This is a genomic window from Rhizobium sp. R86522 (assembly GCF_042466255.1).
Classification (GTDB): domain Bacteria; phylum Pseudomonadota; class Alphaproteobacteria; order Rhizobiales; family Rhizobiaceae; genus Allorhizobium.
On record NZ_JAXHBX010000001.1, the window covers coordinates 676,775 to 702,046 of the forward strand.

A 25,272-nucleotide genomic window follows, 5' to 3' on the forward strand; every position below is an offset into this window, starting at 1 on the left:
CACCGCCCGGGAGGCCGGAACTCGTTCCGTCAGGGCGACCATGGAGGAAAACATGCATATCGATACCGCAGAGCACGCGCCCGTGGGCCGGCAGCCCTTCTATAAGCTTCTCTATGTCCAGGTTCTCGCCGCGATCGTCGCTGGCATCCTGCTCGGCCATTTCTATCCCGAGATCGGCGCACAGTTGAAGCCGCTGGGTGACGCCTTCATCAAGCTGGTCAAGATGATCATTGCGCCGGTCATCTTCCTGACTGTCGCCACCGGCATTGCCGGCATGAGCGACATGAAGAAGGTCGGTCGCGTTGCCGGGAAGGCGATGCTCTACTTCTTCACCTTCTCGACGCTTGCGCTTGTCGTCGGCCTCGTCGTTGCCAATGTCGTGCAGCCGGGTGCGGGCATGCATATCGATCCGGCCACGCTCGATGCGGCGGCTGTGGCGACCTATACGGAGAAGGCGCATGACTCGTCGATCACAGGCTTCCTGATGAACATCATCCCGACGACGATCGTTGGGGCCTTTGCCGATGGCGACATCCTGCAGGTGCTGTTCTTCTCGATCCTGTTCGGCATTTCGCTGGCGCTTGTCGGCGAGCGCGGCAAGCCGGTCACCGACTTCCTGCAGGCGGTCATCGCGCCAGTCTTCAAGCTTGTCGCCATCCTGATGAAGGCCGCACCAATCGGTGCCTTCGGCGCCATGGCGTTCACCATCGGCAAATATGGCATCGGCTCGGTCACCAATCTCGCCATGCTGATCGGCACGTTCTACCTCACGTCCTTCCTGTTCGTGGCGGTGATCCTCGGGGCTGTCTGCCGTTACAACGGCTTCTCGATCCTGGCGCTCATCCGCTACATCAAGGAAGAGCTGCTGCTCGTTCTCGGGACGTCGTCCTCGGAAGCAGCCCTTCCGGGCCTGATGAACAAGATGGAAAAGGCTGGCTGCAAGCGCTCGGTCGTCGGCCTCGTCATCCCGACCGGCTATTCCTTCAACCTCGACGGCACGAATATCTATATGACGCTGGCGGCGCTCTTCATTGCCCAGGCGACGGATATCCATCTGCCGCTCGGCGACCAGATCCTGCTGCTGGCCGTTGCCATGCTGAGCTCGAAGGGCGCGGCCGGCATCACCGGTGCTGGCTTCATTACCCTCGCGGCCACTCTGTCCGTCGTTCCCGCCGTTCCGGTCGCGGGCATGGCGTTGATCCTCGGCATCGACCGCTTCATGTCGGAATGCCGGGCGCTCACCAACTTCATCGGCAATGCGGTCGCAACCGTCGTCGTCGCGCGCTGGGAAGGTGAACTCGACCAGACGCTCTTCCATGCAGCCCTCGGTGGCAAGGTTCTCGAAGAGGACGACATCCAGCCGGCACTTCAGCCGGCTGAATAATACTTCCGCGCCGACCCAAGACGGCGATCGGAACTGAAGCGCGGCCCGGCTATCTGTCGGGCCGCGCTTTTTGTTTGCCTCTACTCGGCGGCGATGATGTGGAATTCGGGCGGCTGTGCCGGGTTCTGCGCCTTGCTCATCAGGTAGATCAGACAGCTCGTCCGAAGCAGGGATGCAAAGTTCGACACCGAGCCGTTGATCTGCAGCGCTTCGTCGTAAAGCGTCGACAGGAAGCGGGATGTCGAGAAATTCTGGCTGGCGGCGATCTCGTCGATCAGCACCCAGAAGGCGGCTTCAAGCTGGATGCTGGTGGAATGACCACCAATGCGGACGGAGCGGTTGACCGCGCGATAGCGGCCCGGGTCCTGTCCTGCGAAGACTTCACACATGGCATGCTCCTCCCTGATATCAGTTTTTTCGTTCTTCAGTGTTTTGAGCATTATGTTGCGCGCCGGCGCTTCGGTCAATTTCCGTCTTTTCTAAACTGCCACGCCCGGGTGCGAAGAATGAACACATCTTTCGGCGAAAATAATCGGCTGCGGTAATGGGCTGCTACCAGCCTTCCGGCAAATCGCGACATTCTGCAAACATGACATTTGTCAGCATGCGAGGAGCAGCCCATTGGCGAAAATGATCCATTCGATGATCCGTGTCCTTGAAGAGGTCCGATCCGTTTCCTTCTACGTCCAGGCATTCGGTCTGGAAGTCGCAGAACGTCTCGATTTCGAGACCTTCACCCTGATCTATCTCAGCAATCCTGAGAGCGAGTTCGAGCTTGAACTCACGGTCAACAAGGGTCGCGAGGAGGCCTATGAGCTCGGGACCGGCTACGGCCATCTTGCCGTCAGCGTCTCGGACCTCGACGCCGAACACAAGCGGTTGACGGATCTCAGCCTTAACCCGGGCAAGATCGTCGAGTTCAACCGCGACGGGGCGCTGCTTGCCCGCTTCTTCTTCATCACCGATCCCGATGGCTACAAGATCGAAGTCCTGCAGCGGCACGGACGGTACAAATGATCGTATGGCCGGGGGAAGAGGAGCCCTCGGTCGTATGTTTTCGCAGCCGGCGGGCGCGGCAGCGCGCCTTCCAAGGGTGACGGTAAAACGCCGTTGCGCATCATCTCATGGGAGGAGAATGACGTGGTTACGATACTCGACAAGACCGGGGGCATGTCCCGTCGCCAGCTTCTGAAGACCGGTGCGGCGAGTGCCGTGCTGATGGTCACCGGGACTGCGGTGATCTGTCCCGACCAGGCCTGGGGCCTGGAGGCGACTGCCCTGAAGCCGGACACGCTCGCGACGCTCATCAAGATGGCGCGCGACATCTACCCGCATGACCAGCTCGCCGAGCGCTTCTATGCGGCCGCCGTCAAGGGTCAGGACACGATGGCTGCTAAGGACGAGAAGCACAAGGCGCTGATCGAAGACGGCATCGCCGATCTCGACAAGCGCGCGGGTGCCGGTGGCTATCGCGGCCTCGGTTGGGAAGATGACCGCGTGGCGATCCTGCGCGACATCGAGACGACGCCGTTCTTCCAGGCTGTGCGTGGCGACCTTGTGGTCAGCCTCTATAACCAGAAGGAGATCTGGCCGATCTTCGGCTACGAGGGCGAGTCCTATTCCAAGGGCGGCTATATCGAGCGCGGGTTCGACGACATCACCTGGCTCTGAGCTTAACCCTAGGACAAGCATTCATCGTCGCCGGAAGGAGGCCCATCGCGGATGGGAACGGCGGCGCTTACCCAAATTGACCGATTTCCCGGGAGGAAAACATGGCAGCGCCCTATGATCTCAACGACGACAGCGTGGTCGTCATCATCGGTTCCGGTGCAGGCGGCGGCACGCTTGCCAACGAGCTTGCCCAGAAGGGCATCGACGTGGTCGTGCTCGAAGCCGGCGCCCGTATCGAATACGAGGATTTCATCAATGACGAATGGGAGAGCTTTTCTCAGCTCGCCTGGCTCGACAACCGCACCACCGGTGGCGGCTGGCGGGTGTCGAAGGACTTCCCCAACCTGCCGGCCTGGATCGTCAAGGCGGTCGGCGGCACCACCACCCACTGGGCGGGTGCCTCGCTGCGCATCCAGGAGCACGAGTTCAAGACGCTGACCCATTACGGCAAGGTCGAGGGCGCCAACCTCCTCGACTGGCCGATCACACTCGCCGATCTCGAGCCTTACTATGCCAAGGCCGAAGACAAGATGGGCGTCACCCGTACCAATGGGATCGAGGGCCTGCCCGGCAACAACAACTTCAAGATCCTGAAGGCCGGTGCCGACAAGCTCGGCTACAAGAACTGTCACACCGGCAACATGGCGATCAACTCGGCCGATCGCGATGACCGCATGAGCTGTCAGCAGACCGGCTTCTGCTTCCAGGGCTGTAAATGGGGCGCGAAGTGGTCGACGCTCTACACGGAAATCCCGAAGGGCGAGGCGACCGGCAAGCTCGAAGTCCGGCCGAACTCGCATGTCGTCAAAATCGAGCATGATGACACGGGCAAGGTGACCGCCGTTGTCTATGCCGACAAGGATGGCAATCTGCAAAGCCAGAAGGCGCGCATCATCTGCGTTGCCGGCAATTCGATCGAAAGCCCGCGCCTGCTGCTCAACTCCGCCTCGTCGAAGTTCCCGGATGGTCTCGCCAACTCCTCCGGCCAGGTCGGCAAGAACTACATGCGCCATACGACCGGCTCGGTCTATGCCGTCTTCGACAAGCCGGTGCATTTCTATCGCGGCACGACCATGGCAGGGATCATCCAGGACGAGGCACGTCACGATCCGTCACGCGGCTTCGTCGGTGGCTATGAGCTCGAGACGCTGGCGCTCGGCGTGCCCTTCATGGCGGCCTTCCTCGATCCGGGTGGCTGGGGTCGCTCGTTTGCCTCGGCCATGGACCAGTATGCCAATATGGCGGGTCTCTGGATCGTCGGCGAGGACATGCCGCAGGAGCAGAATGCCGTGAAGCTGCATGGCGAGCTGAAGGACAAATACGGCATGCCGATCCCGGACGTCTGGTTCACCGACCATCCGAACGACGAGGCGATGCGCAATCACGCCTACAAGCAGGGCGTGGCCCTCTATGAGGCAGTTGGGGCAACCCGTGCCTTCCCGACGCCGCCCTATCCGTCGACCCACAATCTCGGCACCAACCGCATGAGCGAGAAGGCCCAGGATGGTGTCGTCAACAAGTGGGGCCAGACACACGACATCAGCAACCTTTTCGTCTCCGATGGCAGCCAGTTCACCACCGGAGCGGCCGAAAATCCGACCCTGACGATCGTCTCTCTTGCGATCCGCCAGGCGGATTACATCGCCGAACAGATGGGCCAAGGCACGATCTGAGAGGCGGAACTACCTCCCTCTTGCGGGCAGCGATCGCGACGAGCGGTCCTGCCCGCTTTTTCGTGGGGAGAAGAGCCTTAGTGGCTTCGGGCCGCAACCAGAGCGCGGGCTTTCTCGCGTGCCTTGTTGCGGGTGCGGACAACGGCCTCGCGGATGCGTGCGCTGCGGCTGTTGTCGTTGTCGGCGACAGTCATCGCATTGCCGCGCCATTCGAAACCGCTGCCGAACCAGGCGGCGACAAAGAGAGCCGGCAAAAGCAGATCACGGGCGAGCATCGCGGGCAGGATGCGCCAGCTGCTTGGCCAGCCATAGCCTCGAGCGAGCAGCACTTCTGCGCCATACCAGGCGGCAAGATAGGCGAGCGGGGCGAGAAGCGGCAGTGTACCTGTCGCCGCGAGCGCAATCATGGCTGCCGTCGGCAGGGCTGCGCCTGTCAGGATTTCCGGCAGGAAATAGAGCGGGAAAGAGGCTCGGCGCAGGCGCGCCCACCGCAGCTGTCGCTTCCAGACGGCGGCGATGTCCCGCTTGCCGAGCGGCTGCGGGAAGGGCTCGTGAACGATGCGGACCTTGAGGTCCGCAGTGCGGATCAGCAGTGTTGCGGCGGCATCCTCGGCGACTTCGTCGCCCAGTCGCTCGAAACCGCCGAGCTGCGTCATCACGTGACGGTTGAACAGCATCGATTTGCCCTGGGCAAAGCCAAAGCCACAGGCGTCGGCGAAGAGCTGCCAGCGGGCCTGGAAACTGTTGAGCCAGGCGCTTTCGAGAAGGGCGCCAGCGTTCTCCGGCTCGGTTCCCACCGGTGGCGAGCAGACGAGGCCGGTCCCGCTGTCCCAGCGGGCGATCATGCGCTCGATGGTGTCTGCTGGCATCAGCACGTTGCTGTCGGTCATGACGATCCAGTCATGGCGGGCGGAGCGCCAGCCCTTGACCACGTTGTTCAGCTTGGGATTGGCGCTGAAGGGATCTTCGCCAACGAGAAGCGTCGATGGGACGTCGGGATGCTCCGCCATCAGGCGACGGGCGAGGGCGGCAGCCGGATCGTCGGCTCTTGCGACACAAAAGAGGATTTCATAGGTCGGCCAATCGAGCCGGAAGGAGGATGCGAGGCAGCGCTCGAGATTGTTTTCCAGTCCGCAGATCGGGCGGATGAGGGTGACCGGCGGGCGCGGCGTCGGCGCAGCCTCTCGGCTTCGGTGGCGCAGCTTGACGGAGAGGACGATGGCGATGCTTGCAAGCTGGGCGAGAAGCGCGATCGCGGCAAACCAGATCAGAAAAGTCATGGCGAGTCTCCGGATTTTGGTATCCGGATAGCACCGCTGTGTGACAGTTCGGCGAAGCCTCACCGGGTTCGCTATGTGGCTTCAGTCCTTGCTGCGCAGAGCGCGAAGCAGTTTGAAACCCAGGAATGCGGCAACGGCACCGGCCGCCAGGAAGCCGCTGATGCTGCCGCTGATTTCGGCGATCTCCGTGACGCTCTCGCTGAAGGCCGCTCCGAGACCGGTATAGAGACCGACCCAGACCATCTCTCCAAGGATGCCTGCCAGCGTGAAGCGGGCCCAGGAAAAGCCTGAGGCTCCGGCCAAAAGGTTCAGATAGGGGCCGAGCGGGGAAAGCAGCCAGCGGGTGAGAAAGACGGCGACAGTCCCGCGTGCATCCATCTCGTGCTGCGCCCGTTCTATCGCTTTGCGGCGTGCCGGCTCGCGGCTGACGATCGGGACGAGGCGCTGTCCGGCGAGGCGGCCAAGCATGTAGCCGATCTGGTCTCCCGCCACGGCCGAGGTGAGTGCCACGGCAATGACATAGGCCAGCGTGAAGTCTCCGGCGGCCGCCAATGCGCCCATCAGCATCATGACGATCGAGGCGGGCAGGGGCGCGCCGAGGCAACTGATGCCGACGACCAGCGCAAGCAGCAACAGGCCATAGGACGGCAGCGATGCGAGCAGCGTCTCGGTCAGGGTCATCTCGGAGGCACCTGCCGGCGCAGTTCGGCAAGGGAGGCCTCTATCTCGGCCTTGAACTCTTCGAAGTCCTGGCCACGCTCTTCTGCCAATCGCTCCAGCGAGGGGCGCGGGCCATCCTTTGGCGGCGGTGGCAGATCAAGGTCGCGGGCGAGCTTCTCGACCGGCACATGCCAGGAATGGGCGACATAGCCGATCGTCATCCAGGGTTCAGGCGGAAGGTCCTGGCGGGCGGGGTCGTTCCAGTAGGTCACGAAGAAAATCGTTCGCCCGGCGAAGAAGATTGCGAGCGCCATCGCCAGCAGGAATGCCGATGTCAGAATGCGCTGGCGGCGCCAGAGTTTCAGGAATGACTTCACGGTTCTCTTGTGTGCTCAGGTCGGGTTGAGGTTGACAGGTCCGGTTGCCGGCTCTCTATCGTCACGAAGCATGTAAGCGAGAACGAGGAGCGGCGGCAATGGCGGAGGTGGGTGTCCGGCTCGAAGACAGCTGGAAAGCGGTGCTGGGAGACGAGTTCGCGCAGCCCTACATGCGCAATCTCAAGGATTTCCTGAGGGCAGAAAAGGCGGCTGGCAAGCAGATCTTCCCCAAGGGTGCGGAGTATTTCCGGGCGCTTGATCTGACCCCACTCGACGAAGTCCGGGTGGTGATCCTCGGCCAAGATCCCTATCACGGGGCGGGGCAGGCGCATGGGTTGTGCTTCAGCGTCAAACCCGGCGTGCGCATCCCGCCCTCGCTCGTCAACATCTACAAGGAGCTGCAGAGCGACCTCGGCATTGCGCCGGCACGGCACGGCTTCCTGGAGCACTGGGCGCAACAGGGTGTGCTGCTTCTCAACAGCGTGCTGACGGTCGAGGAGGCGCGGGCGGCCTCGCATCAGGGGCAAGGCTGGGAGCGGTTTACCGATGCGGTGATCCGCGCTGTTAACGAGGATTGCGAGCATGTCGTCTTCATGCTGTGGGGCTCCTACGCGCAGAAGAAGGCTGCCTTTGTCGATGGGTCCCGCCATCTGATCTTGAAGGCGCCGCATCCCTCGCCGCTTTCAGCACATAACGGTTTCTTCGGCTGCCGGCATTTTTCGCAAGCCAATGATTATCTTCTCTCCAAGGGCAGAAACGCGATTGATTGGCAGTTGCCCAGCGAAGCATGAGGCGGGATCCTGGATGCCCTTATCGAAACCTGCTTAAGTAAGTAAATCGTCATTCTACCGAGCGAACAAAATACAGCCTGACGTTTATTGTGTGCTTTATTGGGGCGGGGCAGATTGCTCGACGATTTTTCCAGTCGTTTTCAGGTCTCACCTTTATGCAGTCCGCAATTCCGGTTTCGTCCGTTTGGCGACGGCCCGTTTCGCCGCTTCTTTGTCGCTGTGAAGAGGGCGATCTCGACCTTGTTGTCATTGGTGCCGGGTATCAGGGTCTTTCGACAGCGCTGCATGCGGCCCGCGCCGGGCTTTCGGTACAGGTCATCGAAGCCGGCGGGATCGGTGACGGTGCATCCGGGGTGAATGGCGGCCAGGTGATCCCGGGACTGAAGCAGGATCCGGAAACGCTGCTTGCGCTTTTCGGTGAAGAGACCGGCCGAAGGCTGATCGAGTTTTCGGCGGGGACGGCAGATCTTGTCTTCGATCTCATCGCCCGCGAGGGGCTCGATGTCGAGCATACGCGCTCCGGCTGGATCCAGGCGGCGCATACCGAGACCGCCATGCAGGCGGCCGCTCAGCGCAATCGGCAATGGCGGGCTCAAGGGGCGGATGTGGCGCTTCTCAATTCTGCAGAGATTGCGCTTCTGACCGGTGCCGAAGGCTATCGCGGCGGTTTTCTCGACCGTCGCGCCGGTGTCGTCAATCCGCTGGCGCTCGTGCATGAACTGGCGCGTGTCGCGACGGAAGCCGGCGCGGCGCTTGTTCTGAATGATGCCGCCATGTCGCTGCAGAGGGACGGAGCGTTCTGGCAAATCACAACGCAATCCGGCCGCTCGTTCCGGGCGCCGAAAGTCCTTGTCGCGACCAACGCCTATTCCGAGGGGCTGGTGCCGAACCTTGCCCAGAGCCTCATCTGGCTGCATTCCTTCCAGATTGCCACGCAGCCGCTACCGCCGGATTTCGATTTCGTCCTGCCAAGCGGACAGGCGGTGTCAGACAGCCGGCGTATCCTCGTCTACTATCGCCGCAGCGCAGACGGTCGTCTGGTTCTCGGTGGACGGGGGCCGATGCGCGTATCGCAATCGACAGACGATTGGCTGCATCTGGAGCGGGCCATGCTTCGGCTCTTTCCCATGCTTGGCTCCGTGCGGATCGAGCAGCGCTGGTTCGGTCGTGTCGCGATGACGCCCGACCATCTGCCGCATCTCCACGAGCCTCACCCTGGGCTTCTGATGGCGGTCGGCTGCCAGGGGCGCGGCATTGGGCTGATGGTGGCGCTCGGTCGGGCTCTCGCGCGGTATCTGGCCGAGGGCAGCCGGGAGGCCCTGCCACTGCCGATCACGCCCGTGGTACCCATTCCGCTGCATCGCTTCCGACGTCTCGGTGTCGCTGCCCATCTTGCCTGGTATAGATTGCTCGATGGACTGGAACGCTGATCCCCGCATTGAGGTTGGGGAAAGCCTGATCACGCCGTTTTGGATGCTTGCCGTGATCCGGCATGTGACCAATAGTGCAACATACCTTACTTTCACTCCGCTGGAGCGCGCATGTCCAACCATCTGAAGTTCTTCATAGACGGTGCGTGGGTGGATCCGCTGGAGCCTGCGGTGCTGGACGTGATCGATCCGTCCACCGAGGAGGCCTTTACGACGATCTCCATCGGCGGACGCGGCGATGTCGAACGCGCCGTGGCAGCCGCACGAAAAGCCTTTGCCACTTTCTCGCTGACCGACCGGTCGGAGCGACTGGCGCTTCTTGAGCGCATCCTTACTGTTTACAACGAGCGCTTCGACGACATCGCCCAGGCCATCAGTCGTGAAATGGGTGCGCCGCTCACTTTCGCACGAGACTCTCAAGCCGGGGCAGGGCGAGCGCATCTGGAGGCAACGATTGCCGCCTTCAAGAGCTTCGAATTCATGGAACAGCGTGGCTCGACCCGCATCGTCAAGGAGCCAATCGGCGTCTGTGCGCTTATCACGCCCTGGAACTGGCCGCTCAACCAGATCGTCTGCAAGGTTGCTCCGGCAATTGCCGCCGGCTGCACCGTCGTGCTCAAGCCCTCGGAGATCGCGCCGGTCTCGGGGCTGATCTTTGCCGAGGTGATGCAGGCGGCTGGGACGCCTGACGGGGTGTTCAACCTGGTCAACGGCCGCGGCCCCGAAGTTGGTCAGGTGATGGCGGGCCATCCCGATGTCGACATGGTGTCGTTCACCGGCTCGACGCGTGCCGGCATCATCGTCGCCAAGACGGCGGCCGACACGGTCAAGCGTGTGGCGCAGGAGCTGGGCGGCAAGTCGGCGAACATCATCCTTCCGGATGCCGATTTAGAGACTGCCGTGCGCAAGGGCGTGGAGGGCTGCTTCGGCAATTCGGGCCAGTCCTGCGATGCGCCGACCCGGATGCTGGTCCCGGCCGATCGCCATGACGAGGCGCTTCATATTGCGCGCGAGGCTGCGGACGCTCACAAGGTCGGTGATCCCAGAGCCGAAGATACCGTCCTCGGTCCTGTGGTGAGCGACATTCAATACAACAAGATCCAGCGGCTGATCGAAATGGGGATCGAAGAAGGCGCGCTGCTGGTCACCGGCGGTCCCGGGCGGCCCGAGGGCCTGAACCGCGGCTACTATATCCGCCCTACGGTTTTCGGCCATGTGACGCCGGATATGACGATCGCCCGTGAAGAGATTTTCGGCCCCGTGCTGTCGATCATGCCCTACGAGACCGAAGAGGAGGCGATCGCAATCGCCAACGACACCGTCTATGGCCTCGCTGCCTATGTTCAGTCGCAGGATATCGACCATGCGCGGCGGGTTGCAGGGCAGATGCGCGCAGGCTCCGTCTATCTGAACTATCCGGACTGGGACACGTCCGCGCCGTTCGGCGGCTACAAACAATCCGGCAACGGGCGCGAATATGCCGACTGGGGGATCAACGACTTTCTCGAGATCAAGGGCATCGTTGGCTGGGGCGCCTGAGCGGCTTTCAGAACACTCATCACGCCGTCCGTCCCGCCGCAAACGCGCCGTGGGCTTTTCAGCTTTGGCATCGGCTCGCCCTTGAGCGACTGCAGTTCTACTGCCACCTCAAGTAATATCTGCCACAGATGTTACGCTTCTGCCTAAATTCTGCCAATTTTTCCAAAGGCTTGCAGTAGAGTCTTAGGACAGGTGCGCGGAACAATTTCGCGTGAAGTCCGTTCTTTCCGTCAATGGCAGTCAACGGAAAGGATCAAGCCATGAATACGAAGATTATCGCTCTTAGCGCAGTCGTACTTGGTGCCGTCGCTTCTCCTGTCCTGGCGCAGGAAGGTACGGTCACCGGTGCTGCCGGTGGTGCCGTGACCGGTGCTATTGTCGGCGGTCCCGTTGGCGCAGCCGTAGGTGGCGTCGTCGGCGCCATTGCCGGTACCGCAGTCGCCCCGCCGCCGGACCGGGTTGTCACCTATGTCCAGCAGCAGCCGGTCCCGGCTCAGCCGGTCGTGATCGAGCGGCAGGTGGTCGTCGGTGAACCTCTTCCGCAGGAAGTTGTCCTGACCACGATCCCCGAGGATCCGACCTATGCCTATGCCGTGGTCAACAACCAGCGCGTCATCGTTGACCCGCAGACCTATGTCGTCGTCGGCGTCGTCCAGTAAGCGCCGATTGCCAGCCTTGTGAATAAGCAAGCTAACGGCCGACCGCGCAGCGGTCGGTCACCCAAACCAGGAGGAAATACCATGGACCAACGTCCTGATCCCCGCCTCGATCAGCGTCCGCACGTCACCCAGCAGACCACTGCGGGCAGCGGCGCTACCTGGGGCATCGCAGTCCTGCTGATCGTGGTGATCGCAGCCGGCGCATACTTCGTCTTCGGTGGCAATGACACCGCCGAGACCCCGGTTGCTCCGGCCACGGAAAGCAGCACGCCTGCGGCACCGCCGGCCGATGCTCCGGCTCCGCCGCCGGCTGACACGACGACGCCGCCGGCAGGTACGGCAACGCCCCCGGCTGCCGATCCGGTCACCCCGCCGCCGGCAAGCGATCCGGCACCGGCGGCACCTGCGACACCGGCTCCGACCGGTGGTGCCACCGATACGCCGCCACCTACCACGACGCCTTAATCGGTGTCTTGAAGCACTGCGAGGCCGGCCCCTTTGGGGCTGGCCTTTTTAGTGCCGATACGCTTTTCTCTCACTGCGTGCAGCGCAGCGACAGGACAGGAGAACGTCCAATGGGTGATGAGGGGCTCATGAGCACTGACACAGGTCGCCCACCACGTCTCGTCATCGATCCCTCCGACTATGCCGCTGTCTACGCAATCGGTGACGTGCATGGCTGTCTCGACGCGCTTCTGGAGCTGGAAGACATGATCCGCGAGGACGCGCAGTCGATAGAGGGGCGCAAGCTGATCGTGATGCTCGGCGACTATGTCGACCGAGGCCCGAAATCCGCTGCCGTCCTCTATCATCTCACGGCATCGCCGCCTTCAGGATTCGAGCGGGTTTGCCTGCGGGGCAATCACGACGACGCCTTCCTCGCATTTCTCGACGGTGATCCGGCCGGTGACTGGGTCCTCGACCACGGTGCGGAGACGACCTTGGCGTCCTACGGGGTCGAGATCGACGGTTTCACTCTGCCTGCTGGCTGATTTGCTTTGCGCGAGGCCATTAGGAATGCAGTTCCGAGCGGCCATGTGGCGTTTCTCAGATCGCTGCCGGTGCTGCTCACCATGGGTACGGATGTCTTCGCCCATGCCGGTCTAAAGCCGGGGCGACCGCTTTCCGAGCAGACCGATGACGACCTCATGTGGATCAGGCGATCCTTCCTCGATCTCGGTCCGGGTCTGCCTGTCCGTGTCTTTCATGGGCATACGCCGATGCGGGAAGCCCATGTCGGTCCGGATCGGGTCAGTCTCGACACGCATTGCTATCGCAGCGGGCGGCTGACAGCGGCGCGTGTTTTGGCGGGAGACGTGACAATCCTCTCTGTCGGCTAACCTTTCTTGAGGTTGTCAGCGCGGAGCCTTGTCAGGTGCGGGCTTGCCCCATTCGGCGATGGCGATGCCACCGAGAACCAGCACCAATGCCACCACATGGAAAACTTCCAGCTTTTCGCCGAGAATGGTGACCGATAGCAGCGTGCCGAAGACCGGAACGAGATTGATGAAGAGGCCGGCCCGGTTGGCGCCGATGCCTTCGACGCCCTTGATGTAGAGGATCTGCGAGATCAGCGAGGGGAACAGCCCGGCATAGAGAATGATCAGCCAGCCGCGCGTATCGGGGAGGATCAGCTCGCCTCGGCCCGCTTCCCACCAGAGAAGCGGCAGACAGGTGACGGCGGCGGCGAGTGCCGGCACCGCCATCAGGCTCTTCCAGTGGACAGGCGGTTTCCAGCGCAATGACACGGTATAGATCGCGTAAGCGATGCCGGCAAACAGCATCAGCAGATCGCCATAATTCAGCGTCAGGGTGAGCAAGGTCTGGAGATCGCCATGGGAGGCGGTGACGGCAGCCCCGATGAAGCTGATCATGAAGCCCAGGATCTGGACCGCGGAGACGGCAATGCGAAACAGCAGGAAGTTGATGACGAAGATCAGGACCGGGATCGCACCCTGTTCGATCGCGCCGTTGACCGCGCTGGTATACTTGAGCGCCGTATAGAGAAAGCCGTTGAAGGCGGCATAGCCCACCGCGCCGTAGAAGATCAGCAGCTTCCAGTTGGCTTTGAGGACATCCCAGTCCTTGCGGATCTGCGGGATTGCAATTGACGCGATCACGAGGGTCGCCAGCGCCCAGCGGCCGAAGCTCAGGACCATCGGGCTCACATGGCCAAGCGCCAGCTTGCCAGCAATCGTATTGCCGCCCCAGAGCAAGGTCGTGATGACGAGAAAGGTATAGGCGCGGATGGGCAAAGACGTCATTCCCTGCATGCGGACGCCGCTTGCCGAAACCGTGTGCCCCCCGGTCCGTCACGGCGCAATTGCCTCCGAAATAGGCCAGGGGGGACGCTTTGTCACGTAAAAAGCCAAATCGCCCGTCAAGACGGGTCGATTTCCCAAAAACAACACAGTATAGATGCGCGGGTTTGGGTAGGCGCAGGCACTGCGCAATATACAGGATTATGTGATGACGAATGTCGTGGTGATTGGTTCGCAATGGGGTGACGAGGGCAAGGGCAAGATTGTCGATTGGCTCTCTGAACGTGCGGACATCGTGGTCCGCTTCCAGGGCGGACACAATGCCGGCCACACGCTCGTCATCGACGGCGTTTCCTACAAGCTGTCCCTGCTTCCCTCGGGCGTCGTGCGTCCCGGCAAGAAGGCCGTCATCGGCAATGGCGTGGTCGTTGATCCGCATGCGCTGATCGCCGAAATCGGCCGTCTGAAGGATCAGGGCGTCGAAGTGACCCCGGACAATCTGCGGATCGCCGAAAACGCCACGCTGATTCTCTCGCTGCACCGCGAACTCGACGGCATGCGCGAAGATGCGGCCTCGAACAGCGGCACCAAGATCGGGACCACGCGTCGCGGCATCGGCCCGGCCTATGAAGACAAGGTCGGTCGTCGCGCGATCCGCGTGATGGATCTTGCCGATCTCGATGCGCTGGAAGGCAAGGTTGAACGTATTCTGACCCACCACAACGCGCTGCGTCGCGGCTTCGGCGTTGCCGAAATCGAGCACAAGACGATCATGGAAGAGCTGACTTCTATCGCCGATCGCGTGCTGCCGTTCATGGATTCGGTCTGGGTGCTGCTCGACAAGGAGCGCCGCAAGGGCTCGCGCATCCTGTTCGAAGGCGCTCAGGGCTCCCTGCTCGACATCGACCACGGCACCTATCCCTTCGTCACCTCGTCGAACACAGTTGCCGGTCAGGCCGCTGCCGGTTCCGGCATGGGCCCGGGCTCGCTCGGCTATATCCTCGGGATCACCAAGGCCTACACGACGCGTGTCGGTGAAGGTCCGTTCCCGACCGAGCTGCACGACGAGATCGGTCAGTTCCTCGGTGAGAAGGGCCATGAGTTCGGCACCGTCACGGGCCGCAAGCGCCGTTGTGGCTGGTTCGATGCGGCGCTGGTGCGCCAGTCGGTTGCCACCAATGGAATCACCGGCATTGCATTGACCAAACTCGACGTTCTCGACGGCCTTGAAGAGCTAAAGATCTGCGTCGGCTATAAGCTCGACGGCCAGGAAATCGATTATCTGCCGGCCGCCCAGGCCGCCCAGGCGCGAGTCGAGCCTGTTTACATCACGCTCGAAGGCTGGAAAGAATCGACTGTCGGCGCCCGCAAATGGGCGGATTTGCCGGCTCAGGCGATCAAGTATGTCCGCCAGGTGGAAGAACTGATCGGTGCGCCGGTCGCCCTCCTGTCGACAAGTCCCGAACGCGACGACACAATACTTGTGACGGACCCCTTCGAGGACTAATCTTAAAATTTAATAAAGCTTTGCCGGCCCTCAGCGGGCCGGCACCTTAGAGAAAGTGCTGATGGCTGACTTTATCGCAGTGATTCGACGGGCCGTTGACGGGCTCTCGAACAATACCCCGGAGATGCGTGCGCGGGTCTATGAAAAGGCTCGCGCCGCTGTCGTTCGGCAGCTCGAGAACATGTCACCGCGCCCGCCCGAGCACATGCTTCAGCGCCAGCTGGACAAGCTCGATCAGGCTATCCTGGAGGTCGAGGCAGAGCATGCGGAAGCCTTGGCGCCGCTTGAAGAGACGCCGGATTCTTCCATGCCTGCAGCCGCGGCTGCCGGTGTGGCAGCGGCAACGGCTGTTTCTGCGCCTGCCTGGGGCGAGCCGCAGCCGGAATACGCGCCTTCTTCGAACGAGGATGTGGCGGCGCCGGAACCGGCAGAAGACGCTGCTCCGGCCGAACAGCCGGTCGAGCCTCAGCCGGCGGTAAGCGGTGATGACTGGGCGGACGCCCACATGGCCGAGCCTGCGACACCTGCAGCGGTGGAGGAACCAGCCTATGTCGCCGAAGAACCAGCCTACGTCGCCGAAGAAACCATCACGCCCGTAGAAGAGTTTGTTCCGGAACAGGCCGTCGAACCGATGCCGTCGGCGGAAACCGCCTGGCAGGACCAACCCTTTGCGGTTCAGGAGCCGGAGAACGACTATTCGCGGCTCTACGAGAGCCGTGAAGACGATGCTCCTGCCGTCGAGCCGGAGCCGCCATACGAACCGGCGCCGGAGGCGAGGGACGAAGTCGAAACGGTCGCAGCCGCTGCACCCTACGGCGAAGGCCTGACCGCCGAAGAGACCTGGCCTCGGGGTGACGAGCCGGAAACGGCTGCACCCGCCTGGGATGCTGTGCCTGTTGTCGAGGTCGAACCTGTGGCCGAAGAGCCCCTTGGCTCTGACGCGGCAGTCGAGGTCGAGCCTTATCTCCCGCCGCAGGCGCCGGAGGTTGGCATTCGGGTGGATTCGGTTGAGGACTGGCTGCAGAGCCGCGCACTCGATCCGGCCCCGGTCATCCCCTCGGCAAGCTGGGAGCTGCCGGCTGCGACCGAAACGGCCGCCAATCGCGTGCCCGAACTGCCGGAAATCGACACCGCGCCGCCGGCCGTTTCCTATACGCCGACCGACGAGTTCCCCGCCTATGAGGAACCTGTACAGGTCGAGGCCAGCAACGACTATGTCGCGCCGGAGGGCTTGAGCCTTCCCGATGCCGATCCGGTCGTGCTCGGCAAGATCGCGTCCACCTCCACGGCACCGGCAATCGACGCCGATGACTTCAGCCAGTGGTTCCAGGAGCATGTCGATCAGGGCGAGACCCAGAAAGGCAATGGTGCTCCGGCTTCTGCTTCGGCCGCCCCTGCGGCCAGCGAATGGGACGAGCATATCGACAGCTTTGCACCCAGCGCCAAGGGTGCGCAGGTAGACGTCGCGGGCCAGGCCGATGGCATGGAAGCGCTGGTCGGCGGTTATGGCCAGCAGCCTGCCTATCGCCTCGAGCCGAAGAAGCGTCGCAATCCGGCCCCGATCATCGTTGCCGCGCTGGTGCTGGTTGTGCTCGGCGCTGGCGGTTATCTCGCCTGGAGCATGCGGGATCAGATCGGCAGCATGGTCGCCAACCTGACGGGCGAGGTTGTGCCGACGCAAGAGGCCGCCGAAGCGCCCGCGGCGACACCTGCAGAGCAGCCGGAGGCACCGGCCGACACGGCGGCTGCACCGGAAGTGGCGGCACCTGCAGTCGACGACGGCAGCCAGAAATTCACGCAGCGACTGCAGGCCGACGGAACGGAAATCGATGCAGGGGCCGGATCGGCGCCCATCGAGGGCGCGCCCGCCGAAGGTCGCTCCGTTTCGGCCCAGACCGTGGCGTCCACGGTCGAGCCCACCGATGCGCCGGCTGCTGCCAATGGCGCGGCTGCCACGCAGACGCCGGGAACCGCCGCCAATACGGCAGTCGTGGCCGGCGGGGAAAAGCTCTTCCTCTACGAAGAGCGTATCGGTCAGGCGACGCCGGTCGCAGTGCCTGGTTCGATCACATGGACGGCTGTGCGTGAAAACGGGGCGGACGGCCGACCTGATCCGCAGATCCAGGGCCGTATCAACGTGCCGGAGCGCGGCATCTCGGCGCTCCTGACCTTCAAGCGCAACACCGACAATTCGCTGCCGGCGAGCCACATCATCGAAGTGGTGTTCTCCGTGCCTGCGGATTTCGAGGGTGGTGCGGTGGAGAATCTGCAGCGGATTGCCATGAAGCGTACCGAGCAGGACCGCGGCGACCCGCTGGTTGCCGTGACGGCCAAGGTGACCGACGACACCTATCTCGTGGCGCTCAACGACTTCGAGGACGTGGTAAAGCGCAACATGGACCTTCTGTCCACGCGCGGCTGGATCGATATTCCCGTCACCTACCGCAATGGCAGACGCGCGCTGATCACGCTCGACAAGGGAACGACCGGTGGCAATGTCTTCGATCAGGTCATCCGCGAGTGGGCGGCATTGACGCCCGCCGCGCCAGCGAACTGAGGCTCGTCCCTATCGCTTTTCTACGGATCCGTCGGGCATGTCCCGGCGGATTTTTGTTTTCGATTTCAGGGGTAGGGCAGCGGAAGTTCTCTCCGCCAGCGACCAATGCAGGGACGACGTGATGTCAGTACAGGCGCAGCGAGTGTCGACGATTCCCTTTGCCGATCCGGGCGGTGATCCGGCGATTGCCTTCCTGTCCGTCAGCAAGGGTTTCGGGCGTGGAAGCGGGGCCATCAAGGCGCTCGATGATTTGAGCCTTTCCATCCCCCGAGGTGTCGTCTATGGCCTGCTCGGTCCGAACGGCGCGGGCAAGAGCACGCTCCTGCGCATTCTCGCCGGATTGGTCAGGCCCGATCGCGGCGAGATCCGGATCTTCGGCGAGCCGGCTTGCCCCGCCCAGCGCAGCCGTCTCGGCATGTTGATCGAATCGCCGAGCTTTTACCCCTTCCTGACGGCCCGAGAGCATTTGCAGATGTTGGCGGGCGCCACGGGTACCGCAACGCTTGTGGAGCCGATCTTGCGGCGCATTGGCCTTGAAAAGGCGGCTGACAAGGCCGTCTCCGGCTTCTCGCTTGGCATGAAACAGCGGCTCGGCATCGGCTGTGCGTTGATCGGGCAGCCCGAGGCGCTCGTCCTTGACGAGCCGACCAACGGGCTCGATCCCGATGGCATTCTGGAGATGCGGGCCCTTGTCCACGAACTGGCGCATCGCGATGGCCTGACTGTGCTTCTTTCCAGTCATCTGCTGGACGAGGTGGAGCGGGTTTGCGACCGGGTGGCGATCCTCCGGCGGGGGGCGCTGGTCGCCGAAGGTGCGGTTGCCGACCTCCTTGATCGTGACGGTCGCTTCTGGCTGAAAGTGGACGCGCCGGATGCGGTGCTTGCCCGTCTCGGCGAAGAGGCCGAGGAAGCGGACGGCGGCGTTTACGTACGGATCGAACGGACGGAGGTACCCAACCTCATCCTGTCGCTCGCCAATGCCGGCGTTCGCATTCACGAGGCCAAGTGGATCAAGCCGGATCTGGAAACCGTCTTCCTGTCAGAGACGCGGGAGGTGCGCTCATGAACCCGCTTCTCTCTGCCGAAATGCTCAAGCTTGTCCGTCAGCCGGGCATACTCTTCTGGGGCTTCCTGGCCGTGCCGCTCGCGGCACTTCTGGTCAAGCTGGTCATTGCAGGCTTCATCTATCTGCGTATGGGGCGGCAGTCCGGCGATGTCGATGTGTTCCTGTCGGCGGCGAAGAGCCTCAGTCTCTCTGGGAATTCGCTGGGTCACCTGCTCTTCGCGCTCGGCATCGCCACGGTCTTCTTTCTCGAGTATCGCTATTCCACCTGGCGGCTGCTGGTGCCCAGGCATTCGCGCGTGCAGTTCTTCGCAGCCAAGCTGCTCGTTTGCCTCGCGTGGCTCGCATTCGCTCTGTTGCTGGCTGCTGTCGGCGATATTGTGCTGACCATGCTGTTTGGTGTCTTGCAAGGGCAAGGTCTCGACATCTCGGCGTCCTCGCTCATTGCGCTGGTGGCGGCATTCGGGATCGCATTTCTTGAACTTGCGGTTCTGGCGTCGCTCGCTGCCCTGCTCGTGGTTGCCTTTCGGTCGATGATTGCAGCCGTTATCCCAGCCTTTCTCTTGGCGATCGGTTCGACACTGCTCCAACTCTATCTGGGAGCTGATGCCGATCGGTTGCCATTGCCGGGCTACGCGGCTCAGGACTTGCGGGACTGGTTGCTGGCGGGAGGGACGCCCGTTGCGGCAATGATCGGCGCCGCGGTGCTTTTCGGCTGGTTCTGCGTCCTGACGGGGCTTGGACTTGCAGTCTTCTCGCGGCAGCAACTGGCATCGGAGTAACAAGCGGCCACCCACAAAAGAAAAGCCGCCCGGTTGCCCGGACGGCTTGAACAGCTGTCGCCGCTGTCGACGGTCCTTTAAGCCTCGACCACCCGCAAGGCCTTGGCGCGCTCCAGGGCGTCCTTCTGGACGGCTTCCTGGACCTTTTCGAAGGCGCGGACTTCGATCTGGCGGACGCGTTCGCGGCTGATGTCGAACTCGGTGGAGAGTTCTTCCAGCGTGACCGGATCATCTGCGAGGCGGCGAGCTTCGAAGATGCGACGTTCGCGATCGTTCAACACGCTCATTGCCCGCTTCAGCATGCTGCGGCGGGTTTCGAGCTCGTCCTGTTCGATCAGGACGGCTTCCTGGCTTTCGTGGTCGTCGACGAGCCAATCCTGCCACTGACCGCTTTCGCCTTCGGCGGCGCGCAAGGGTGCATTCAGCGATGCGTCGCCGGAGAGGCGGCGGTTCATCGAAATGACCTCCTCCTCGGACACCTTCAGCTTGGTCGCGATCTCGGTGACCTGGTCGGGCTTCAGATCGCCTTCCTCGATCGCCTGGATCTTGCCCTTGAGGCGGCGCAGGTTGAAGAACAGGCGTTTCTGGTTGGCGGTGGTGCCCATCTTCACCAGCGACCAGGAGCGCAGGATGTATTCCTGGATCGAGGCCTTGATCCACCACATGGCATAGGTCGCCAGGCGGAAGCCACGCTCGGGGTCGAACTTCTTGACGGCCTGCATCAGGCCGACATTGCCTTCCGATACGACTTCGCCGATCGGCAGGCCGTAGCCGCGATAGCCCATGGCGATCTTCGCAACCAGGCGCAGGTGGCTTGTGACCATCCGGTGCGCCGCGTCACGGTCGCCGTGTTCGGCATAACGCTTGGCAAGCATGTATTCTTCCTGGGGTTCCAGCATCGGGAACTTGCGGATCTCGTCCAGGTAACGGTTAAGGCCGGCTTCTCCGGCTGTGATCGATGGCAAACTACTGCGGGCCATATAGCACCCCTCTTTCTTCGCGGGCTCCCAATTCCGGCGAGCCCCATCTCCGTGGATCTCTCTATCCCACAGAAATCCGTATGACAGATAAGTATGGCAAAACGGCGATACAAGATTTGTGTTCCGTCACGAGGCCGTGACGGAGTGTCAATCGATAGAGAACGGGCAGGATCAGAGCGTCAGGGTGTCACATCGCCATCAGCGCATCGATCACCTTCTGCAGGTCCGCCGGGATCGGGGCTTCGAAGCGCATGGTTTTGCCTGTGGTCGGATGCTCGAAGGCAAGCAGGTAAGCATGCAGAGCCTGGCGGTGGAACTTGTTGACGGCGCGCTTGGCGTCCTCGGGCAGGAGGTTCGCCTTGGTCTTGAAGGCGGCGCCATATTCCTGGTCGCCAACCAGCGGATTGCCGATATGGGCCATGTGCACGCGGATCTGATGGGTGCGGCCCGTTTCCAGGCGGCACTCGACCAGTGAGGCAAGGCAGGTGGCGTCCGGCTTTTCACCATAGCGTTCGAGCACGGTATAGTGGGTGATCGCCTCGCGGGCGTCGTCGGTGTCCTCGCGCTTCACCGTGCGCTTGGTGCGGTCGGCGCCGGAGCGGCCCAGCGCCGCATCGATCGTGCCGGCAAGCGTACGAGGGCGACCCCAGACCACGGCGCGGTAGGCGCGCTCCAGCGGACCGGTGCGGCCATGGTCGGCAAACTGGTCGGCAAGGTGGCGGTGGGCGATATCGTTCTTGGCGACGACCATCACGCCCGACGTGTCCTTGTCGAGGCGGTGGACGATGCCGGGCCGCTTGACGCCGCCGATGCCCGAGAGCGTGTCGCCGCAGTGATAGATCAGCGCATTGACCAGCGTGCCATGCCAGTTGCCGGCGCCCGGATGGACCACGAGACCCGGCGGCTTGGCGATCACGATCAGGTCCTTATCCTCGTAGAGGACCTCGAGCGGGATGTTCTCGCCCTTCGGCTGCGGATCCTCCGGCTCGGGCAGGTCGATGACGACGCTGTCGCCCGGCTTGATCTTGCGGTTCGGACTGTCGAGCAGATTGCCGTTGAGCTGGACTGCGCCCTGTTCGATCAGCGCCTTCACCCGGTTGCGCGAAAACTCGGCCCCGAGCGCCGCAGTCAGCCAGGCATCGATACGGCCGGAGGCGTCGTCCTCGGCAATCAGCTCTTTCCTTGATGCGGCGGCTTCGTTAAAGGGGTCGGTCATCATGTCATCCCGTCTTACGGCGGCCAGGGTCTCGGCCTTTGTCGCTGCCATTTGGCACAGACCGGGGGCTTCGACAATCGACAGCCGGTAGACCCGGCAATTTTCTCCGGCTCGTTCGCATCGGGGAAGGCATGCAAATCAGCGCGAACCTGGATTGGAAACGATTGCTGCCATGGCTCATATCGACGACGAGAACCCGGAAGACAAGCCGCTTGATCCCGTCATGGAAGGTGTGCGTCGCAAGATGGTCAAGCTGCAGCTGATCTCGGGCGGCATCATGGCGGTGCTCTTCCTCGCCGTGCTCGTATCGATCGTCTACAAGCTGACGCGTGACGAAGGCGGGGCGGAGCCCGTGGCCACGACGTCGCAGCCTTTCGCGGTCCCATCCGATCAGCCGCTCAGCCTGACCGCCACCCTGCCGGCCGGCTTCCGCGTCGTGCAGACCTCGCTGTCCGGCAGCCAGATGCTGATCTACGGCGAAACGGCTGATGGCGCGCGCAAGGCCTTCGTCTTCGATCTGCCGCTCGGCCGCATCATTGCCGACGTCACACTTGGCAGCAACTGAGGCAGGCGTGGAGCCGGGGCGCCTCATCGAGATCACCGATCCCGGCGATGTGAGGATCGCCGAGTTCACCTCGATCCGCGAACGCGACCTGACTGGACGTCACGGTCAATTCGTTGCCGAGGGCACGGTGGTGCTCTCGATGCTGGCCAAGGCGCATGCCGGTTTCGGATCGGTGCGGGCGGAAAAGCTACTGCTCCTGAAGAACAGGGTCGCTGGCCTTTCCGATCTGATCGAGCGTTTCCCCAAGGATATCCCGGTATACGTGGCCGAGGCTGCGGTTCTCGATGCGATCGCCGGTTTCCACCTGCATCGCGGGGTTCTCGCGGTTGGCAGCCGTTCTGCACCACCCGAACTGAACGATCTGGTCGCCGGTCTGCCGGAAAGCTCTCTGGCGCTGGTCGGGTGCGGCATCTCCAACCACGACAATATCGGTGCCCTGTTCCGCAATGCGGCGGGTTTCACTGCGGATGCCGTCCTCCTCGACGAAACCTGCTGCGATCCACTCTATCGCAAGGCATTACGTGTTTCTGTCGGCTCGGTTCTGACGGTTCCCTATGCCCGGCAGGGGAGCGCCGAAGAGGTGCTCGGGGCACTTGCCACGGCTGGATTCGAAATCTGGGCTCTGTCGCCTGCCGGTGAGGTCGAAATCGGCGCGGTTGCGCCGGGCCGGCGCGTGGCGCTGGTGATGGGAACGGAGGGGGAGGGGCTTCCGGCTGCAATCCTCAATCGTTTCCGGTCGGCCCGCATCGCCCAGGCCCCGGGTCTCGACAGCCTGAATGTCGGCACGGCCAGCGGCATTGCCCTCTACGCCATCGCGCGTGCCATGGGACGCCTCGGCTAATCCCGTGTTCCGGACTGCGGTTTCGGATCGCCGAGCCAGTCGGCCTATTCGGCTGGCGTCGCCATGCCTGCGCCACGACCGATCGACGGGTCCATGGCGAGTACCCGGTCGACCAGGCTCTTCGGCTTGTCCCCGCTCTTTGATTGCGGCGAGACGAAGTCTGTGATGACGCTCTGCTCGCCTTCACGGGCGGCCGTGAGAACGATCATCTTGGCGGCGATATCACCGAGTTCTTCACGCATTGCATCGTCTTCGGTCGAGGCCTTCACCTTCAGCAGGCGCTCGGTCAGGGCCGTCTGGCTCCGCCGAATATCGTACTCCAGCGCGGTCGTATCGGTCGCGAGGTTGGAATTGGCGATCTCGTCTTCGGGCATCGGCGTATCCTTGGCGTCGGGTATCGCGATGCCGGCTTCCCGAAGGGCGCGCTGGGCTTCGCGTAGCTGGGCATTGGCCGTCTTCAGCTTGGCGCGGAGATCGCGAAGCTCGCGTGTGCGGCGCTCGACCAGCGAACTTGCGTCGGCTCTTTCCGCAGCATCGCGTGCCAGGACGTCTTCAAGGCGCAGAACCTTGTGTTCTTCCTGAGCCAGGCGGACTTCCGCATCCTTGGCGCGCTTGCCGAGCAGCTTGTTTTCCCGCCGCAAGTCTTCCCGTTCGTCGCGCATCCCTTGAATGCGTGTCTTCAGCGTGTCGATCTCGGTGTCGCGGCTCATGGCTTCGATGCGCATGGTGTCGATGTCACTGATCAGGCGGGCAATGCGATGGGCACGGTCCTCGAGCTCGATATCCTTGGCGGCTGCGGCGATTTCCACCCGCTTCAAGGTTTCGCGCATCGTCGACATTTCCACGTCGCCCCGACGCAGACGCGAGCGCAGGTCGGCAGCTTCCGTGCTCATGTCTTCTATCTGGACCTTGAGCTCCTTCGTCTCAGCGACGAGGTGTGCTGCGTCGCCGCTGAGTGTCTCGTTCTTCAGCGTCAGGCCAATGGTCTTTTCACGCTCGCGGGTCAGATCATGCTGGGTTTTGGCGTTTTCTGCGGCATAGAGTGCGCGCACCATGTCCTTCTGGGCGCGGATCTCCTGCGGGCTGAGCGGCATGGTGGCCTTCAGACGGTTCTCCGTATAGCGCACCACGCGCTGATGCACGGCCGGGGCAACCAGCATCACCAGCAGCGCTGCCGCCATAAATCCCATTGCGAATATCAGGGTATATTCAATCACGACGGCGCCACAGCACTAGGGAAGCATTAGCAGATAGTTAAGCATGCAGAGTGTCGCCCGGCAAGCAGAACAGCCTGACGAGCCATGTCCTTACACCAATATGGCTAACGACAGAACAGATCGAGCTTGCTTCAGCCTTAAGGATTAAGGCGAGACGGTTCAGAAAGGGTTCCAGGTGGGTGTGCGGGTCAGCTTCAGATAGCCGACATTGATGCCGAGGCGTGCGCCGATGCCAGTGCGAATCGGCACCAGGACCACGTCACGGCTCTTCAATACCGTCATGCCGACGCCGGCGACGATATAGGCCGAGCCGCTCACGCCGCCATAGCGGGCATAGAGCGTGTCGACATCCGGCAGGTCATAGACCAGCATCATGGTGCGGGTGCCGTTGCCGCCGTAGTCGAGGCCGAGGGAGGGGCCTTGCCAGAAGACGTCGTGCTGACCGACATTCTTGGTGTAGAGCGTGCCTTCGCCATAGGTCAGGCCGGCAATGAGGGCGCCTGAGCCTTCCTGGCCCAGAATATAGCCGTTCGGAAGGCCATTCTGCTCGAAGGCCTGCTCGATCACCTTGGCTAGCGCGCCACTGGTCTCACCAAAGAAGCCATGACCCGCGTCGACCACTTCCTGGATCGAGTATTCACCTGCGGCATGGGCGGGGCGCAGGACCGAAACGAGGCTGATCGTTGCCAAAACGGCGACGGCGAGCGACCGCAGCAGCGGCAGGGAGCGAATGGGCAGGTGACGCATGGTGCCTCCTAAATGCGAAGCCGACGGATTCGGCGTCTTCCTTGGGGGTAATTAAACCTAGCGAGCATCGTC

The 25,272-nt window shown here is 62.6% G+C and carries 26 protein-coding genes; 17 read left to right on the forward strand and 9 right to left on the reverse strand.

What is annotated here, in order from left to right:
• Positions 1-52 precede the first annotated feature (52 nt).
• Positions 53-1,384, forward strand: a complete 1,332-nt coding sequence (locus SJY08_RS03185) for a dicarboxylate/amino acid:cation symporter (RefSeq protein ID WP_150127506.1) — start codon at positions 53-55, stop codon at positions 1,382-1,384.
• A gap of 80 nt (positions 1,385-1,464) precedes the next feature.
• Here SJY08_RS03185 and SJY08_RS03190 read toward each other — a convergent pair whose 3' ends face one another.
• A complete protein-coding gene (locus tag SJY08_RS03190; RefSeq protein ID WP_054148520.1) occupies positions 1,465-1,773 on the reverse strand; it encodes a ribbon-helix-helix domain-containing protein in 309 nt (102 codons plus the stop codon).
• Between the two features lie 232 nt (positions 1,774-2,005).
• Here SJY08_RS03190 and SJY08_RS03195 point away from each other — a divergent pair, with 232 nt between their 5' ends.
• The 3 genes from SJY08_RS03195 (at position 2,006) to SJY08_RS03205 (ending at position 4,728) form a co-directional block, all read left to right on the forward strand.
• Entirely contained in the window at positions 2,006-2,401 is a 396-nt protein-coding gene (locus SJY08_RS03195) for a VOC family protein (protein ID WP_377274676.1), read from the forward strand.
• Between the two features lie 123 nt (positions 2,402-2,524).
• Positions 2,525-3,055 carry a twin-arginine translocation signal domain-containing protein gene (locus SJY08_RS03200; RefSeq protein ID WP_153762673.1) on the forward strand — a complete coding sequence of 177 codons (531 nt, stop codon included), beginning with the start codon at positions 2,525-2,527 and terminating at the stop codon, positions 3,053-3,055.
• Positions 3,056-3,156: 101 nt separating this feature from the next.
• On the forward strand, positions 3,157-4,728 hold the full coding sequence (locus SJY08_RS03205) for a GMC family oxidoreductase (RefSeq protein ID WP_377274677.1): 1,572 nt from the start codon (positions 3,157-3,159) through the stop codon (positions 4,726-4,728).
• Between the two features lie 77 nt (positions 4,729-4,805).
• On the opposite strand, the gene SJY08_RS03210 is transcribed toward SJY08_RS03205, so the two are convergent.
• The 3 genes from SJY08_RS03210 to SJY08_RS03220 all read right to left on the reverse strand — a co-directional run bounded on the left by SJY08_RS03210 (position 4,806) and on the right by SJY08_RS03220 (position 7,045).
• Positions 4,806-6,008 carry a ceramide glucosyltransferase gene (locus SJY08_RS03210; RefSeq protein ID WP_377274678.1) on the reverse strand — a complete coding sequence of 401 codons (1,203 nt, stop codon included), beginning with the start codon at positions 6,006-6,008 and terminating at the stop codon, positions 4,806-4,808.
• Between the two features lie 81 nt (positions 6,009-6,089).
• Positions 6,090-6,689, reverse strand: coding sequence for a DedA family protein (locus tag SJY08_RS03215; protein WP_377274679.1), 600 nt, complete (start codon positions 6,687-6,689; stop codon positions 6,090-6,092).
• Positions 6,686-7,045, reverse strand: coding sequence for a hypothetical protein (locus SJY08_RS03220; RefSeq protein ID WP_069043510.1), 360 nt, complete (start codon positions 7,043-7,045; stop codon positions 6,686-6,688). The genes SJY08_RS03215 and SJY08_RS03220 overlap by 4 nt, the downstream gene beginning before the upstream one ends.
• 98 nt (positions 7,046-7,143) lie before the next feature.
• Between SJY08_RS03220 and ung the strand changes: the two genes are divergently transcribed.
• From ung to SJY08_RS03255, 7 genes are all read left to right on the forward strand, one after another.
• Entirely contained in the window at positions 7,144-7,836 is a 693-nt protein-coding gene (gene ung, locus SJY08_RS03225) for a uracil-DNA glycosylase (RefSeq protein ID WP_054148324.1), read from the forward strand.
• A gap of 155 nt (positions 7,837-7,991) precedes the next feature.
• The gene (locus SJY08_RS03230) at positions 7,992-9,266 is read left to right on the forward strand and encodes an NAD(P)/FAD-dependent oxidoreductase (protein ID WP_377274680.1); all 1,275 of its coding nucleotides are present in this window, start codon (positions 7,992-7,994) and stop codon (positions 9,264-9,266) included.
• A gap of 111 nt (positions 9,267-9,377) precedes the next feature.
• On the forward strand, positions 9,378-10,805 hold the full coding sequence (locus tag SJY08_RS03235) for an aldehyde dehydrogenase family protein (RefSeq protein ID WP_377274681.1): 1,428 nt from the start codon (positions 9,378-9,380) through the stop codon (positions 10,803-10,805).
• 260 nt (positions 10,806-11,065) lie between these two features.
• The gene (locus SJY08_RS03240; protein ID WP_377274682.1) at positions 11,066-11,464 is read left to right on the forward strand and encodes a DUF1236 domain-containing protein; all 399 of its coding nucleotides are present in this window, start codon (positions 11,066-11,068) and stop codon (positions 11,462-11,464) included.
• Positions 11,465-11,545: 81 nt separating this feature from the next.
• Positions 11,546-11,929 (forward strand): hypothetical protein, encoded by a 384-nt coding sequence (locus tag SJY08_RS03245; protein WP_377274683.1) that lies wholly within the window; start codon positions 11,546-11,548, stop codon positions 11,927-11,929.
• Positions 11,930-12,057: 128 nt separating this feature from the next.
• Positions 12,058-12,456, forward strand: coding sequence for a metallophosphoesterase (locus tag SJY08_RS03250; RefSeq protein WP_377274684.1), 399 nt, complete (start codon positions 12,058-12,060; stop codon positions 12,454-12,456).
• 45 nt (positions 12,457-12,501) lie between these two features.
• Positions 12,502-12,804, forward strand: a complete 303-nt coding sequence (locus tag SJY08_RS03255; protein ID WP_377274685.1) for a hypothetical protein — start codon at positions 12,502-12,504, stop codon at positions 12,802-12,804.
• 15 nt (positions 12,805-12,819) lie between these two features.
• Here SJY08_RS03255 and SJY08_RS03260 read toward each other — a convergent pair whose 3' ends face one another.
• On the reverse strand, positions 12,820-13,719 hold the full coding sequence (locus SJY08_RS03260; protein ID WP_150127564.1) for a DMT family transporter: 900 nt from the start codon (positions 13,717-13,719) through the stop codon (positions 12,820-12,822).
• Between the two features lie 214 nt (positions 13,720-13,933).
• On the opposite strand from SJY08_RS03260, the gene SJY08_RS03265 reads away from it, so the two are divergent.
• The 4 genes from SJY08_RS03265 to SJY08_RS03280 all read left to right on the forward strand — a co-directional run bounded on the left by SJY08_RS03265 (position 13,934) and on the right by SJY08_RS03280 (position 19,634).
• Positions 13,934-15,232 (forward strand): adenylosuccinate synthase, encoded by a 1,299-nt coding sequence (locus tag SJY08_RS03265; protein WP_054148329.1) that lies wholly within the window; start codon positions 13,934-13,936, stop codon positions 15,230-15,232.
• Between the two features lie 61 nt (positions 15,233-15,293).
• Positions 15,294-17,789 (forward strand): hypothetical protein, encoded by a 2,496-nt coding sequence (locus SJY08_RS03270; RefSeq protein WP_377274686.1) that lies wholly within the window; start codon positions 15,294-15,296, stop codon positions 17,787-17,789.
• 121 nt (positions 17,790-17,910) lie between these two features.
• On the forward strand, positions 17,911-18,855 hold the full coding sequence (locus tag SJY08_RS03275) for an ATP-binding cassette domain-containing protein (RefSeq protein ID WP_377274687.1): 945 nt from the start codon (positions 17,911-17,913) through the stop codon (positions 18,853-18,855).
• On the forward strand, positions 18,852-19,634 hold the full coding sequence (locus SJY08_RS03280) for an ABC transporter permease (protein WP_377274688.1): 783 nt from the start codon (positions 18,852-18,854) through the stop codon (positions 19,632-19,634). The genes SJY08_RS03275 and SJY08_RS03280 overlap by 4 nt, the downstream gene beginning before the upstream one ends.
• Positions 19,635-19,711: 77 nt before the next feature.
• On the opposite strand, the gene rpoH is transcribed toward SJY08_RS03280, so the two are convergent.
• Positions 19,712-20,614, reverse strand: a complete 903-nt coding sequence (rpoH, locus tag SJY08_RS03285; RefSeq protein WP_054148332.1) for an RNA polymerase sigma factor RpoH — start codon at positions 20,612-20,614, stop codon at positions 19,712-19,714.
• 187 nt (positions 20,615-20,801) lie between these two features.
• Positions 20,802-21,830, reverse strand: coding sequence for an RluA family pseudouridine synthase (locus tag SJY08_RS03290; RefSeq protein WP_377274689.1), 1,029 nt, complete (start codon positions 21,828-21,830; stop codon positions 20,802-20,804).
• Between the two features lie 172 nt (positions 21,831-22,002).
• On the opposite strand from SJY08_RS03290, the gene SJY08_RS03295 reads away from it, so the two are divergent.
• A complete protein-coding gene (locus SJY08_RS03295; RefSeq protein WP_300889217.1) occupies positions 22,003-22,395 on the forward strand; it encodes a hypothetical protein in 393 nt (130 codons plus the stop codon).
• Entirely contained in the window at positions 22,382-23,236 is an 855-nt protein-coding gene (locus SJY08_RS03300) for a TrmH family RNA methyltransferase (protein WP_377274690.1), read from the forward strand. The genes SJY08_RS03295 and SJY08_RS03300 overlap by 14 nt, the downstream gene beginning before the upstream one ends.
• 44 nt (positions 23,237-23,280) lie before the next feature.
• On the opposite strand, the gene SJY08_RS03305 is transcribed toward SJY08_RS03300, so the two are convergent.
• Entirely contained in the window at positions 23,281-24,426 is a 1,146-nt protein-coding gene (locus SJY08_RS03305) for a hypothetical protein (protein ID WP_377274691.1), read from the reverse strand.
• Positions 24,427-24,612: 186 nt separating this feature from the next.
• Positions 24,613-25,200 carry a DUF1134 domain-containing protein gene (locus SJY08_RS03310; RefSeq protein ID WP_377274692.1) on the reverse strand — a complete coding sequence of 196 codons (588 nt, stop codon included), beginning with the start codon at positions 25,198-25,200 and terminating at the stop codon, positions 24,613-24,615.
• Positions 25,201-25,272: the final 72 nt, after the last annotated feature.

What these genes read in the sequence shown, in the direction of transcription:
- SJY08_RS03185 (WP_150127506.1), top strand. Translation starts at nt 53, where the DNA reads ATGCATATCGATACCGCAGAGCACGCGCCCGTGGGCCGGCAGCCCTTC.
- SJY08_RS03190 (WP_054148520.1), bottom strand. Translation starts at nt 1,773, where the DNA reads ATGTGTGAAGTCTTCGCAGGACAGGACCCGGGCCGCTATCGCGCGGTC.
- SJY08_RS03205 (WP_377274677.1), top strand. Translation starts at nt 3,157, where the DNA reads ATGGCAGCGCCCTATGATCTCAACGACGACAGCGTGGTCGTCATCATC.
- SJY08_RS03210 (WP_377274678.1), bottom strand. Translation starts at nt 6,008, where the DNA reads ATGACTTTTCTGATCTGGTTTGCCGCGATCGCGCTTCTCGCCCAGCTT.
- SJY08_RS03215 (WP_377274679.1), bottom strand. Translation starts at nt 6,689, where the DNA reads ATGACCCTGACCGAGACGCTGCTCGCATCGCTGCCGTCCTATGGCCTG.
- ung (WP_054148324.1), top strand. Translation starts at nt 7,144, where the DNA reads ATGGCGGAGGTGGGTGTCCGGCTCGAAGACAGCTGGAAAGCGGTGCTG.
- SJY08_RS03230 (WP_377274680.1), top strand. Translation starts at nt 7,992, where the DNA reads ATGCAGTCCGCAATTCCGGTTTCGTCCGTTTGGCGACGGCCCGTTTCG.
- SJY08_RS03235 (WP_377274681.1), top strand. Translation starts at nt 9,378, where the DNA reads ATGTCCAACCATCTGAAGTTCTTCATAGACGGTGCGTGGGTGGATCCG.
- SJY08_RS03240 (WP_377274682.1), top strand. Translation starts at nt 11,066, where the DNA reads ATGAATACGAAGATTATCGCTCTTAGCGCAGTCGTACTTGGTGCCGTC.
- SJY08_RS03245 (WP_377274683.1), top strand. Translation starts at nt 11,546, where the DNA reads ATGGACCAACGTCCTGATCCCCGCCTCGATCAGCGTCCGCACGTCACC.
- SJY08_RS03250 (WP_377274684.1), top strand. Translation starts at nt 12,058, where the DNA reads ATGAGCACTGACACAGGTCGCCCACCACGTCTCGTCATCGATCCCTCC.
- SJY08_RS03265 (WP_054148329.1), top strand. Translation starts at nt 13,934, where the DNA reads ATGACGAATGTCGTGGTGATTGGTTCGCAATGGGGTGACGAGGGCAAG.
- SJY08_RS03270 (WP_377274686.1), top strand. Translation starts at nt 15,294, where the DNA reads ATGGCTGACTTTATCGCAGTGATTCGACGGGCCGTTGACGGGCTCTCG.
- SJY08_RS03275 (WP_377274687.1), top strand. Translation starts at nt 17,911, where the DNA reads ATGTCAGTACAGGCGCAGCGAGTGTCGACGATTCCCTTTGCCGATCCG.
- SJY08_RS03280 (WP_377274688.1), top strand. Translation starts at nt 18,852, where the DNA reads ATGAACCCGCTTCTCTCTGCCGAAATGCTCAAGCTTGTCCGTCAGCCG.
- rpoH (WP_054148332.1), bottom strand. Translation starts at nt 20,614, where the DNA reads ATGGCCCGCAGTAGTTTGCCATCGATCACAGCCGGAGAAGCCGGCCTT.
- SJY08_RS03290 (WP_377274689.1), bottom strand. Translation starts at nt 21,830, where the DNA reads ATGACCGACCCCTTTAACGAAGCCGCCGCATCAAGGAAAGAGCTGATT.
- SJY08_RS03295 (WP_300889217.1), top strand. Translation starts at nt 22,003, where the DNA reads ATGGCTCATATCGACGACGAGAACCCGGAAGACAAGCCGCTTGATCCC.
- SJY08_RS03305 (WP_377274691.1), bottom strand. Translation starts at nt 24,426, where the DNA reads ATGGGATTTATGGCGGCAGCGCTGCTGGTGATGCTGGTTGCCCCGGCC.
- SJY08_RS03310 (WP_377274692.1), bottom strand. Translation starts at nt 25,200, where the DNA reads ATGCGTCACCTGCCCATTCGCTCCCTGCCGCTGCTGCGGTCGCTCGCC.